The organism is Brevibacillus sp. FW306-2-1A-C05A (assembly GCF_058781555.1).
Genome location: NZ_JBYSWV010000017.1, coordinates 82226 through 94354 on the forward strand (window position 1 = coordinate 82226; position 12129 = coordinate 94354).

A 12129-nucleotide genomic window follows, 5' to 3' on the forward strand; every position below is an offset into this window, starting at 1 on the left:
CATGGGCGGCGGCTATCAGTATTTACCGGCCCATTTCGCTGATGAAACGGGAGGGGCGGGTCTTGCGTCCGAAGCGCTCCCGGGGGATACCGATACACAGGCTGCGGCGGGCCCGGGTAATCGCCACGTATAGCAGGCGCCGTTCTTCTTCCAGGGCTGTCGCCCCGCCTTTGCGCAGCTCGTCCAGCGTGTACTCGTGCGGCAGGGCGCCTTCGACCAGATCAGGCAGAAAGACGTGATCGTACTCCAGCCCTTTTGCCCGATGAATACTCAATACGTGTACAGCTTCATCCGGGAGTGGCCGCAGATTGCGCCACTCTTTTTCCTGTCTAATCATCTGCTCGATGTAGGCCAAAAAGTCGCGGATCGTCGCGTGGCGCTTGGCGGCAGAGAGAAGTTGCTGCAGCTCGTCACTCCAGCGTTCCCGGCCATCTTCCCGGTCACGCGCCCGCTTTTTCAAATATTCGCGGAGCTTGCCGTCCTCGTAAATCAGCTCCAGCGCCTGGGCAGGAGGGCAGTCTTTGCAGGCGGCGAGAATGTCGTTGATCGCTTGCATATGCTTGCGCTGGTAGGGCTTGAGCTGGGTCAGATGCGGGAGGATGTGCAAAATCGGCTTGTCCTCGAGAATCGCCTGGCTGCGCACGGCATTCCAGGCATCGCCGGAGATGTAGAGCGTCGGCAAAATTTCTTTTAACGCGTCTGTATCGTCCGGATTGAGCGCCAGCCGCAAATAGTGCAACGTCCAGCGTACTGTCTGGCGCTGGTAAAACGAGTCTTCCTCCTGCGTGTAGTGAAACGGAATGCCTGCCTCGCTCAGCCGCTCCAGGATCGGCCGGGCCGACTCGTTCGTGCGGTACAGCACCGCGCACTCGCCGAACGCCGTTCCTTGCTCGCGCCGATGCACGATTTCATCCACGATTCGGGATGCCTGCTCTTCTTCGTCGTCCGGTTCGAACAAAAACGTGTCGCCTTCTTCGCGATGGAACGACCGGCACGCTTTTTCCCAGCGAGATCGGTTGTGGCCGATCAGCGAATAGCCGAGGCTGACGATCGAGGAGTGGGAGCGGTAGTTGACTTCCAGCGTAATCGTGGAAGCTTGCGGAAAATCTTTGGTGAAGCCCAATATGTACTGGGGGTCACTGCCGCGAAAGCCGTAGATCGACTGGTCATCATCGCCGATGACGCACAGGTTGTTTTGCGGTGCGGCGAGCAGCTTGACCGTTTCGTACTGGATGCGGTTAATATCTTGAAACTCGTCGATCATGACGTGGGTGATCCGCTCCTGGTAGCGTTGCAGCAGATCGCGGTTATCGCGCAACAGCTCGTAGCAGCCGAGCAGCATGTCGTCAAAATCAAACCACTGGTGCTTTTTTTTCGCGGCCTCGTAGAGCGGGTAAAGCTGGGCGGCCCGTTTTTCCGCATCGGTCGCCGCCTCGCGAAAAGCCGCTTCCTGCGGGAGAATGTATTCGTTTTTCCAACGGCTGACGATGCTGAGCGCTTCGGTGATGTCCGTTTCTTTCAGCGCCATAAGCTCGTCATGGCCGAGCAATGCTCCGGTTTCGCGCAGCAGCCGCCACTTTTGCCAGTCCTTTTTCAGCAGCCGCTGCTGATCCCAGCCGTTTGGCTGATGGTGCAACAGCATGCGGTAAAAAATGCTGTGGAACGTTCCGGCAATCAGCTCGCGAGCCTGGCCGGACGGCAGTTGCCGGGCGATGCGCTGGCGAATTTCCTCTGCTGCTTTGGTCGTAAACGTCACGACCATGATCCGTTTTGGCTCCACGCCCAAGTCTTTGATGAGATGAGCGGTGCGGGCCGTCATGACCCGCGTCTTGCCGCTGCCGGCTCCGGCGAGGATCAAAAGCGGGCCGTCAGTCGTTTGCACGGCTTGCTGCTGGGTAGGATGAAGCGGCTGGTCCAACTGCTGCTCGGCCAAATGCGCAATCGTCTTTTTGGGCATAAACCGTTTGCGAAAGACCGGAGGCTTTGGCGGAGGCGGTGCAGGCGTGACCGTGCTGCCAATCGCCCTTTTTTTCGGCAAGCGAAAAGAGCCGATCATCGCCGTGTCTTCTTCCCGGGCAGCAGGCTCGTCTGGCGTTTGTGCCGGAGCCGGGACGGCCGCATCCGAAAAGGCGAGCGAACTGTCGACAGCAGCCGCGTGCTCAGGCGCGCGCGTATGCGGATCATCAGCGAGAGCGGGCGCAGCGTCAGTCGCAGCACCAGGGCTTGCGCCAGTCACAAGCGGGTGCAGAACGGCCGCAGCAGTCTCGTCCAAAGCTTGCAGCCACTCCATGGAAGCAGAGCTGTCTTGCGCCAAAAGCGGGCAGACGGCTCCCTCCGGATGCGCGAAGTACGGCTCAAAGCTGATTCCGGCAATCAGGCGCAGCGCGGCGGTACAGGCTGGACAGCGAACCTTGTCCTGCCGGGCGGCCATGCGCCAGTACGGGATGCGGTTGTAAGTCTCGGGCTGCAACAGGATAGGTTTGTTGTCTAGTAACGCATAGTTCATGATGACACCTCGATAAAGCAGCTTCTTTGTCAAAGTCGTACGCGGACCGTGGAAACAAGAAGTGCCCCCTGGCGGCAGGGGACACGTGCCAAAAAAGTCGTTCTTTACGATTGGGCGTGCAGTAAAATCGTATCGTCGGGAAGGGCGGCTGAATCTTCCTCATCCAGATGGGTGATCGCTACACGGGTGATGCGATGGTTTTCCAGCTCGCTGATGGTGAACAGATAGCCCTGGTACATGACGGCTTTTCCGAGCGTCACTTCCTCGTTTAACTGGCTGTAGAGCCAACCGGCGATCGTGTCGACCTCATCGGAGACGATCTCGATGGTCAAAAAATCGTTCAGCTCGGCCAAAAGCGTTTTGCCGGAAACGGAGAGGGCATTGCTTGCGCTTTCTTCGATTTCCGGGCGCTCGTTCTCATCAAATTCGTCCTGGATGTCGCCGACAATTTCTTCCAGAATGTCCTCCATCGTCAAAATACCCGCCGTACCGCCGTACTCGTCAATGACGATCGCAATTTGCGAGCGGCGTTTTTGCATCAGCCGCAATACGTGACTGATTTCCATCGATTCCGGCACCGTGAGCAGGGGACGGAGAAAATCTTTCAGCTCGGCTTTCCCGGTTGTCAGCGCCGACAGGAAAAAGTCGGACGTGTGAACGAAGCCGATCAGCCTGTCTTTGTCTTCGTGCGCGACAGGGAAGCGCGAATGGCGGGATTGCCGGATAATTTGGAGATTTTCGTCAAATGTGTTGTCGTCGTACAGGCAAATCATGTCGATGCGCGGGATCATAATTTCCCGGGCAAGGCGTTCGGAAAACTCGAACACGTTGTCCACGAGGGCCATTTCCGTCTGGTCGATATGCCCGCTCTTATGGCTCTGGTTGACGAGCAGCCGGATTTCTTCCTCTGTATGGGCCGGATCGTTTTCCCGGGCAGGCTCGATGCCCAGACGCCGGATGAACAGGTTGGCCGCGCCGTTTAAAAACCAGATGAGCGGATAGCTCAGCTTGTAGAAAAACATGAGCGGAGCAGCCGTCCACAGCGAGGTTGCTTCCGCTCTCTGGATGGCAAGCGACTTGGGAGCAAGCTCCCCGAACACGATATGCATGAATGTGATGATGGCAAACGCGATGGCAAGCGAAACGGGCCCCACCATATAGGACGGGAATTGAAAATAGGCCATCATGGGTTCGACGTAATGGGCGATTGCAGGCTCACCAACCCAGCCTAGTCCAAGCGATGCCAGCGTGATGCCGAGCTGGCAGGCGGATAAATAGGCGTCGAGCTCGCGGGTGACCTTTTGCGCGTAGTGGGCACGTTTGTTGTTGCCCTCACTGACGAGCTGGGCCAGACGAGTTTGGCGAACTTTTACCAACGAGAATTCTGCTGCGACGAAGAAGCCGTTCAGAAGGACCAAAAACACCACGAGCAGCAGATTCAGCGTAATCTCCCCTATCGGACTCTCCAAGCGCACCTCCAGCCTCCCGCGGTGCGAAAGGCGGAGAATTCACCTCCGTTACGCTAAGTGTATTTTAAATGTACGAACAAAAACGGCTAAATATTCGTATCTTCCTTGTTACAGGTAAGTATACCAATAGGTCAACCGAAGAGTCAAAACGTTCCGATTTGCTCTGGCGCATTTTGCACATTGTCAGGACATACCCGAATCTGTCTTTTCATACACATAAGCGAGCAGTTGTCCGGGGGAGGGGAGGCGCGTGTACTGGCTGCAAAAAAGTGTGGCGATCATCGTCGGAAGTGTGCTCGTTGCCATTGGCGTCAACCTGTTTTTGGTGCCGCACCGCCTCATGGATGGGGGAATGATCGGGATCGGGCTGCTTGCGACGTATTACATGCAATGGCCGCCCGGAATGGTGATGATGGGTGTCAGTATCCCGGTTTATGTCCTCGTCTTTTTTTATGACCGCAGGCTGTTTTTCCACAGCTTTCACGGAATGCTGATCTCTTCGTTTTTTATCGACGTGCTCTCGGATTTGCGCGGCTTCAACAGTTGGTCGACGTCCGCATCAGCGGTGACGGGCGGGGTGTTGATCGGAATGGGCGTCGGTCTGATGCTCGCTTTTGACACGAATACAGGGGGGACCGACCTGCTGGCGCAATTTTTGGCCAGGCGCTTCAACATGTCTGTGGCGCTGCTGATTCTCGCCATCGACGGGTTGATCGTCCTCTGTTCGCTGCATACGATCGGGCTGGAGCGCACGGTGTTTTCGCTTGTGACCATCATCGCGGTAGCGGCGACGACGCACATGTTCAGCGGGCTTGGACGGCAGCAGCCTCCCTATACGATCATCGGTCCGCTGCATACTTGGCAGGCAGGCACACGCGAGAAGCGCGGGCCTGGCCTGTCGCTTTCGCCGATTGCGCAAAGAAAAAGCGGCCCAAGCGAGCCTGTTCGCGCAAAAGCGGCAGGGAGATCGGCAAACAGGGCAGGGGAAGCAGACATTTTGGAGAAAATAAATAGGAAAAGGATGAAATGAGGGACAACATCGTGTCTGCCTATACACCGCAAATGATAACCGAGCGGGTCGGCTATTTTCCCGGTCACGTCAACATCGGCCTGGTTATCGGCAACAGCGGAGCGATTCTGATCGATTCCGGACTGGAGGCGCAAACCGCCAAAAAAATCAAAAAAGGGCTGGACGCGATTGCCCAGCCCTTGTGCGCGATCATTCAAACACACGCTCATGCCGATCACTTCGGAGGAAACGCCTACCTGCTCGGATGCTGGCCCGAAGCCAAAGTATTCGCGCCACCGCTGGAAGAAGCGATCATCCGCTATCCGGTTCTGGAACCCATCTACTTGAACATGGGAGCAGAACCGCTTGCGGAGCTGAAAAACAAGTTTTTGCTGGCGCAAGCTTCCCGGGTGGACCACCTCCTTCCATTAGAAGGGATGCTGGAAATCGACGGTGTGCCGTTTACGATCCTTTCTCTGCCGGGGCACAGCTATCAGCAGGTCGGTCTGATCTGCGAGGACATTTGCTTTGCCGCGGACAGTTATTTGGGTGAAGAAGTATTGGAAAAGCACAAGCTGCCGTTTCTCGTAGATGCACATGAGACGATGAACAGTTTGCGCAAGCTCCTGTCGACCGATTGCAGAGGATATTTGCCCGGTCATGGAGCGTACACCACCTCCTCTCAAGGTGCGGTGCACAAAAATATGGAATGGCATGAACGGATTTACGCCGTCATCGAAGACATTTTAAGAGAGGAGCGCGGAGTAGAAGACGCTCTCGCCCTCCTGTGTGAACGCTTGCACATTTCCATCGAGAACGCGACAAGCTACGCCCTGTTCCGGACGGCTTTCATGGGCTATCTCGTCGGCCTGGCAAAAGAAAAGAGAGTGGCGTATCGGTTTGCTGCGAACAGATGGCTGTGGAGCACGGTTCAGGATGGAGCGGAGGGAGAAGACAGGTAATCGGCAATCTCTGCCAGTTTGTGCTCGGCTGCTTCCCGAACGGATTTCGGTATGAAGAAAATTTCTTCCGAGGTGTTCATGTAAAATTTCGCTTCCAGATACGGATGACCCAGCTTGACAGTCATCTCGCCTTTGCCTGTTGACGAGTTGGTGAAATTGGTGGGAATGCGCAGGAAATACGTGCTGCTGCTGGCAGAATCGTACATGACGACATCATACGTGGGCATGCCGTCCCCGCCTGATCGGTGAAACCCCTGCTGTCTGAGCATTTTGTCGACATAGGAGAGTGGCTGCACGACACCGGTCAGGGTCTTGTTTTTTAACCGCATGGACATCCTCCTCGGCTCAACCTGTGAGAAAATTCGGGTTTGGTACCATCCTATGAGTGGTGGGCGGATTTCAGACTTAGAGAAAACGAAAAGAAGGAGTGGAAGCAACATGCTCAAGCAAGCAGATTTACATACTCATACAAAGGCGTCAGACGGCACCTGCGAGCCTGCGGAAAACGTGCGCCTGGCAAAAGAAGCCGGACTGGCTGCTCTTGCGATTACGGACCACGATACGGTGGCAGGCGTAGCCGAAGCGATGGAGGCGGGAGCGAAGCTCGGCGTGGAAATCATCCCGGGCGTGGAGGTAAGCTCGGTCGGCAATGGCCAGGACATTCACGTGCTCGGCTATTTTGTGCCTTACGAAGATCAGGCGTTCCAGGAGCGGCTGGTGAGCCTGCGCGAGACGCGCCATCAACGCAACCAACTGCTGATCGCCCGCCTGCAGGAGCTGGGCATTGCGATCACGCTGGAAAACGTCTACCGCCGCAAGCAGGGGACGGACAAAAACATCGGCCGTCCGCACATCGCCGAGGAACTGATCGAGCTTGGCGTCGTCGCTACGATGGAAGAAGCGTTCGACAAATACCTGGGAAAAGGGGGAGCGGCGTACGTCAACCCGCCGCGCATCACGCCGCAGGAGGCAATCACGCTGATTCAGGAGGCGGGCGGCGTAGCCGTGCTGGCGCACCCGGGACTGTACGACGATGACGAGCTTGTGCGCGAACTGATCGCATTCGGGCTGGACGGAATCGAAGTGAACCACCCGGACAACGACGAGCTGCAAAAGCTGCGCTACAGCAAATGGGCCGACGAGCACGGCCTCGTCATGACAGGCGGCTCGGATTTTCACGGCTGGCGCGGCGAGGAGCCGTTTCACGCCATGCTCGGCTCGCACACGGCGTCGCTGGAGGTCGTGGAGCGGTTGCGGGAGTTAGCGCGGAGGCGGAGGGGGTAAAGGGCCCGGGACAATGATTGGGGAGCGAGAAAGATGAACGGTGCCGAGTCAATCGCCCGGAAGTGAAGGGCACGGTCGTCAATCACTCGGGAATGAAAAGGGGAAACGAGCCTGAATCAATAGCTCGCCAGTGCAAAGCACAGAACCCCATGCCCCATCGCTGGACGGCAAGACTAACTAAAGCGCAGGAGCCTTTTGTCTCATCAGAAAAAAGTCAGCCCCCTGTCTGTAGCCAGTTTGGCTAACCCAGAAGAGGGGGCTTTTTGTACAGACAGATCGGCTTTTCCATCCCAGTCCCAGGGCAAAAAGCAGCAGGCGAAGCTCCCCGTTTGCTGCTGCTCCTAGAGCAAGACCGCTACAAACGCGAACCCAAGCCACAGGCACAGCGGACTAAACAGCCGCGTATCCTGGCGGGCGAAGGCAGTGTGCGTCACTTTCTTGAAAAAGCCCACATAGCGAAAGTCGCCCATGGCGCGCAGCAAAAAGACGGCGGCGCAGGCGATGCAGCCCCATTGGATCAGGGCAGGCGCGATCAGTGGCGCAAGGTAGCCGCTTTTGGCAAGCAGCAAATAGTCGGCGAACAGCAGCAAGCCTGCTACTGCGAGCGTTCCCGCTTTTCCCGGGCGAAACAAGGGGCGGGCACTGTCCGCGGATACAGGAATGGCGACAAGGCTCCCCAGCTTCCGCCAACAGCCCAGTAGACGTGCAGCAGCGATACAGCAGCGAGTAAAAACGCGGCGGACAGGACAAACAGAGTGGTCATGAAAAACGCCTCCTTGGGGTTGCCCCCGTTTTGGTGTCGGCTTTCCCTTTTATCCTCTTTCACACAAAAAGATACGCAACCGTATGTTTTGGCCGTGAAAAACTCCTTTTTGCGGGAGCTTTTCGCGAGCAGAGAAGCTTTTCCAAGCAAAGAAGCTTTCAACAGTCCCACGTCAAAAAATGCTGCAAAGGCCCGGAGATGTCAAAAGGCTCATCCAGCTCCCCGCGCACCAGCCAGCCGATGTAGACGAGGTAAGCCAGGTGGGCACGGGCAGATGCGTCGGCGGAGGACAGCCCCTTTTTTTCGTACAAGGCCGCGACGTAGCCGATTCTCCGTTTTTCAATTCCGACCAACCGCTTGCCCAAGTCCGGGTTTTGTTTGGCCCACGCGTACATCGCCGCTTCGACTTTGCGCTCTGTCGTAAAAACAAACGACAACAGCCGCTCCAAAGTGGCGTCGTCCGCTTGGGGGGCCGCGATGATCCGCTCTGTGGCGTGCTCCTCCCAATAGTCGATCACGGCGTCGAGCAAATCGCGGCGGTCCTGAAAATGGTGGTAAAAGCTGCCTTTGCTAATTCGCAGCTTGCGCGCGATCGCTTCCACGCGCACAGCCTCGATGCCGGACTCGCCAAGCGTATCCAGCGCTGCCCGGACCCAATCCTCGCGTGTGTATTGCATCGTTCACCTCTGAAAATACGGTAGCGTATGTTTTGGTTCCATCCTATTCCAGATAGCGAGGGCATGTCAAGACGAAAGGCGACGCGCCAGCCAAAAATACAAACAAACCCTCCGCTCCCATTGTGAAGGAGGGCGGAGGGCGAGACGAACAAGTTTTGCAGTCTGGCGATGAAATCGGTTAGCGCAACGCTTTGACCATCGCGATATGCTCGATGCCGGCTTCATCGAAAACGTCGCCGTGCGGCTCGTAGCCGAGCTTTTCATAGAAACGTTGCGCGTGCGTCTGGGCGTTCAGCTTGAGGCTGTCAAAGCCGAGCTCTTTGGCGGCTTCTTCCATGACGATCATGATCTGGCGCCCCAGTCCGGTGCCGCGCTCGTCTTTTAGTACCGCCACGCGCTCGATTTTTCCCACGCCAGGCTCATACGGCCGCAAGCGGCTTGCCCCGACTGGTTGCTGCTCGTTGTACGCGACGAAATGAACGGTGCCGCTTGCTGGCTGGTCATGCTCGTCAATCTCCAGGTCGGCGGGAACCTCCTGCTCATCAATGAACACCGCTTTTCGCACAGCGAGGGCATCCTGCATTTCCTGGTCCGAGTTTACTTTTTGGATCACATAAGATTGCTGCTTCATAGAGGACACGTCCTTTTCTGTTTTGCGGTAAAAAGATCCCTCCCTGCAAGCCAAGCTCACGGGGAGGGCGCCAATCTTGCTTTATTTTTTCAAGAGGAAGGTCTGGTAAACGCTCCAGATGCCGTCTTCCAGTTGGTAAATCAGGTGGAAGCGGTCAATTTCGCTCGTCAGGTCGATTTTGGCCATGCTCAATTGTCCGGTTACATCACGCAGTTCATCGTCGGACAGGTCGCGCCCGATGGTCAGATGCGGTACGTACGCGTAGGTTTCTTTTTCCGACACACACTGGTTCACGATCTTTTCGTGCAGGGCGTGGAATGGCTCTTTGTTTTGCACAGCCAAATAAATGACGTTCGTCGTCGGATGGAAAGTAGAAACCCGATGGAAATGAGCAGTAAAGCTTTCAGTAGAGGAGGCAACCTGCTCCAGATGGCTCACCAGCTCTGGCAGCTTGGCTTCTTCAAGGTCAAAGGCTTCTTTCAAACGGATATATGGAGGTACCAATGCGTATGCAGGGTCATAACGCTTCCGGTAAGAGTTGGCCACTTCTTGCACCTTGCTGGATGGAAAGATTACGATACTATACATCATGAGAACCACTCCTCCTTGCTATCTATCATGCATGCTCTACAAGAAACTATTTTAACAGAAAATTCTTCATTTGTGTAATGTTATGCGTCGAACCGTATATTCCGGCCGCGTCGGGACACACTGTGTAGTGCAAGGAGGTGCCGCACTGCATGTACACGGCCATGATGATAACATTCATTTTTCTCGTCCTGCTCCTGTTGTCAGTGCTGACCTTCACCATTTTGTCGGCGATTCGCAAAGGAGAGTTCGAAGAAGCACTCGTTTCGCCCTTAAAGGATGAAGGCCCGCAGGAAGAACAGCCACGGTAAGTTTACCCGTAAAGCGTACGCAGCATACGGGGGAGGTTTTGCTGCCAGTGGCCCCACGTATGGTCACCCTCGAACGTTTCGTAGAAGAGGGTGGCCTTTTTCGTCTGCAAAATGGCTCGCAGCTCCTCATTGGCCGCATACAGGTTCAGGACGCCGCGCGAAGAGTTCACAGCGGTTTCTTCCGTCCCGATTTCCAGATAAAACGTCTGCGGCACCGTCAGCTCAGCTTCCGCGACACGGCGGTTCAGCCGTTCGTCCATGGCCCCCGACTGGCAGGCCACCTGTCCAAACGTATGCGGATAAGCCAGCGCCGTAAACAGGGAAACGACGCCACCGAGCGATTCCCCAAGCAAGGTCCGCCCGTTGCCGAGTGGGTGCGTAGAGTAACGGGAATCCACGAAGCTGACGACTTCATCAGCCAGAAAGCGGGTGTAAGCCAGATGCTCCTTGCCGTCCGGATGGTAGCGGTCAAAACGCTTTGTTTTTTCGACGGGAAGAAAAACGGCAATGAGATCGGGCAGCTCTTTGTCCTCGATCATCCGATCCAGCAAGGTCGCCATTCGGCCCATGGCCAAATAATCGTCGCCATCCTGCACGTAGAGGACCGGGTAGGAGTAGAGCGGCGAATAGCGTTTGGGGGTGTAGACAATCAGTTTTTCCGGCGTTCCCAAATGCCGGCTGTCCAAGACGATTTCCTCAAGGGCCACAGCGGTGTCCTCCTTATGGATGTTTACGCAAAAATTATTATACAGGAGAGCGCATGGGCTGCCCAATGCTTTCGTGTGCTGCGAGAACCATGACGAGAGTTGGTTCGTGGGCAAAGAGCTTTTCGACAAGCGGACGGCAAGGTTGTCCGCATGTTCTTTGGGCGAAAGATTGTCGCAATTTTGTCACCGTGTGATACTATGGTAGGAAACGACTTCACTCGATTTGTGGAAGGGGTTGTCTCTTATATGAAGAAGCAAGTACACAGCATCGAAGTCAGAAACGCTGCTCTCAATCGCCTGGCAGAACGTGGCGTCACGGTGGAGGACATCGCGGAGATCGTCTATCTCATGCAGTCTCCGTACCATCCCGGCCTGACCATGGAGCCGTGCATCGAGAGTGTGAAAGCCGTCTTGGAAAAAAGGGAAATGCAGCACGCCATCTTAGTTGGCGTTGAGTTGGATACGTTGGCGGAAAAGGGCCTTTTGTCCGAGCCGCTCCAGTCGATCATCGCAACAGACGAGGGCCTGTTTGGGTGCGACGAGACGTTGGCTTTGGGATCGGTCTTCGGATACGGCAGCATCGCAGTCACAACCTTTGGACATCTGGACAAACATAAAGTCGGCGTCATCAAAAGACTGGACACCAAGTCCGCCGAGGGCCGCGTACACACATTCCTCGACGACCTGATCGCAAGCGTGGCGGCAAACGCTTCCAGCCGAATGGCCCACCGCATGCGCGATGAACAGGAAGCCGAGCTGGCCCGCTCCGAGGCGGAAGCGCTGAAAGCCGAGCTGCGCGTGGAGGATAAAGGTGAAGGGACGGAGCAGGCCGGGTAGCAGGGGAGCTGTGGAGTTGTGGAACTGCTGAACTGCGGTTTGGAGGTTTACAGGCTTGCAGGCTTGCATCCAGACTTACTTGCCTGGATTGTTACCTATCTATCTTTGTGGTTTGGGTGTGGCGGTTTTGGCGGGTTTTTTGCTCTGCAGGATTTTTGATGACAGGTTTTTTGCGTTTTTTTCATTGCAGTTTTTTGTCTGTTAAGGTTTTCTCTTGTTAGGGTTTTCTTCTCTTAGGATTTTCGCCTGTGAGGCTTTTCCGTTTCGCAGGGGAAAAGGTGTTTGCAATGGATGAGCGAGAGCCATTTTTTCGTTGGTGCTGTTCCCATGTTCGGGGCGCCCGCCGTTTGGCTGAGCGGGGCCGGGAGTGTGGGGAGAGTAGCGG

General features: G+C 56.0%; 15 protein-coding genes. 6 read left to right on the plus strand and 9 right to left on the minus strand.

Annotated features, from left to right (window positions below; all coding sequences use genetic code 11):
• Nucleotides 1-22: 22 nt before the first annotated feature.
• Together AC3WJN_RS12710 and AC3WJN_RS12715 are read right to left on the minus strand one after the other, a co-directional pair.
• Nucleotides 23-2506: a UvrD-helicase domain-containing protein gene (locus AC3WJN_RS12710; RefSeq protein WP_197187536.1), complete on the minus strand. Its 2484-nt coding sequence runs from the start codon at nucleotides 2504-2506 to the stop codon at nucleotides 23-25.
• 104 nt (nucleotides 2507-2610) lie between these two features.
• Nucleotides 2611-3981 carry a hemolysin family protein gene (locus AC3WJN_RS12715; RefSeq protein ID WP_005828230.1) on the minus strand — a complete coding sequence of 457 codons (1371 nt, stop codon included), beginning with the start codon at nucleotides 3979-3981 and terminating at the stop codon, nucleotides 2611-2613.
• 244 nt (nucleotides 3982-4225) lie between these two features.
• Here AC3WJN_RS12715 and AC3WJN_RS12720 point away from each other — a divergent pair, with 244 nt between their 5' ends.
• Nucleotides 4226-5005 (plus strand): YitT family protein, encoded by a 780-nt coding sequence (locus tag AC3WJN_RS12720; RefSeq protein ID WP_005828232.1) that lies wholly within the window; start codon nucleotides 4226-4228, stop codon nucleotides 5003-5005.
• Nucleotides 5002-5946, plus strand: coding sequence for an MBL fold metallo-hydrolase (locus AC3WJN_RS12725; RefSeq protein ID WP_005828234.1), 945 nt, complete (start codon nucleotides 5002-5004; stop codon nucleotides 5944-5946). The genes AC3WJN_RS12720 and AC3WJN_RS12725 overlap by 4 nt, the downstream gene beginning before the upstream one ends.
• On the opposite strand, the gene AC3WJN_RS12730 is transcribed toward AC3WJN_RS12725, so the two are convergent.
• On the minus strand, nucleotides 5916-6275 hold the full coding sequence (locus tag AC3WJN_RS12730) for a YugN family protein (RefSeq protein WP_005828236.1): 360 nt from the start codon (nucleotides 6273-6275) through the stop codon (nucleotides 5916-5918). The two genes, AC3WJN_RS12725 and AC3WJN_RS12730, sit on opposite strands and share 31 nt — an antisense overlap.
• Before the next feature lie 109 nt (nucleotides 6276-6384).
• Here AC3WJN_RS12730 and AC3WJN_RS12735 point away from each other — a divergent pair, with 109 nt between their 5' ends.
• Entirely contained in the window at nucleotides 6385-7230 is an 846-nt protein-coding gene (locus tag AC3WJN_RS12735) for a PHP domain-containing protein (protein ID WP_007784549.1), read from the plus strand.
• Between the two features lie 341 nt (nucleotides 7231-7571).
• Here the strand turns inward: AC3WJN_RS12735 and AC3WJN_RS12740 are convergent, their stop codons facing one another.
• The 5 genes from AC3WJN_RS12740 to AC3WJN_RS12760 all read right to left on the minus strand — a co-directional run bounded on the left by AC3WJN_RS12740 (nucleotide 7572) and on the right by AC3WJN_RS12760 (nucleotide 9892).
• Nucleotides 7572-7862, minus strand: a complete 291-nt coding sequence (locus AC3WJN_RS12740) for a DUF3995 domain-containing protein (protein ID WP_310670566.1) — start codon at nucleotides 7860-7862, stop codon at nucleotides 7572-7574.
• Nucleotides 7826-7993 (minus strand): hypothetical protein, encoded by a 168-nt coding sequence (locus tag AC3WJN_RS12745; protein ID WP_242507476.1) that lies wholly within the window; start codon nucleotides 7991-7993, stop codon nucleotides 7826-7828. The genes AC3WJN_RS12740 and AC3WJN_RS12745 overlap by 37 nt, the downstream gene beginning before the upstream one ends.
• 158 nt (nucleotides 7994-8151) lie before the next feature.
• Nucleotides 8152-8670, minus strand: coding sequence for a TetR/AcrR family transcriptional regulator (locus AC3WJN_RS12750; protein WP_005828244.1), 519 nt, complete (start codon nucleotides 8668-8670; stop codon nucleotides 8152-8154).
• A gap of 178 nt (nucleotides 8671-8848) precedes the next feature.
• The gene (locus AC3WJN_RS12755; protein WP_007784544.1) at nucleotides 8849-9301 is read right to left on the minus strand and encodes a GNAT family N-acetyltransferase; all 453 of its coding nucleotides are present in this window, start codon (nucleotides 9299-9301) and stop codon (nucleotides 8849-8851) included.
• Between the two features lie 81 nt (nucleotides 9302-9382).
• Complete coding sequence (locus AC3WJN_RS12760; protein ID WP_005828248.1) at nucleotides 9383-9892, minus strand: YjcG family protein; 510 nt, start codon at nucleotides 9890-9892, stop codon at nucleotides 9383-9385.
• A 149-nt stretch (nucleotides 9893-10041) separates the two neighbouring features.
• Between AC3WJN_RS12760 and AC3WJN_RS12765 the strand changes: the two genes are divergently transcribed.
• A complete protein-coding gene (locus tag AC3WJN_RS12765; RefSeq protein WP_005828250.1) occupies nucleotides 10042-10200 on the plus strand; it encodes a hypothetical protein in 159 nt (52 codons plus the stop codon).
• Nucleotides 10201-10202: 2 nt separating this feature from the next.
• Here AC3WJN_RS12765 and AC3WJN_RS12770 read toward each other — a convergent pair whose 3' ends face one another.
• The gene (locus tag AC3WJN_RS12770) at nucleotides 10203-10907 is read right to left on the minus strand and encodes an alpha/beta hydrolase (protein ID WP_005828252.1); all 705 of its coding nucleotides are present in this window, start codon (nucleotides 10905-10907) and stop codon (nucleotides 10203-10205) included.
• Nucleotides 10908-11153: 246 nt separating this feature from the next.
• Between AC3WJN_RS12770 and AC3WJN_RS12775 the strand changes: the two genes are divergently transcribed.
• Together AC3WJN_RS12775 and AC3WJN_RS12780 are read left to right on the plus strand one after the other, a co-directional pair.
• The gene (locus tag AC3WJN_RS12775) at nucleotides 11154-11744 is read left to right on the plus strand and encodes a phosphatidylglycerophosphatase A family protein (protein ID WP_005828254.1); all 591 of its coding nucleotides are present in this window, start codon (nucleotides 11154-11156) and stop codon (nucleotides 11742-11744) included.
• Nucleotides 11745-11762: 18 nt separating this feature from the next.
• Complete coding sequence (locus AC3WJN_RS12780; RefSeq protein WP_155808619.1) at nucleotides 11763-11903, plus strand: hypothetical protein; 141 nt, start codon at nucleotides 11763-11765, stop codon at nucleotides 11901-11903.
• Nucleotides 11904-12129 lie beyond the last annotated feature (226 nt).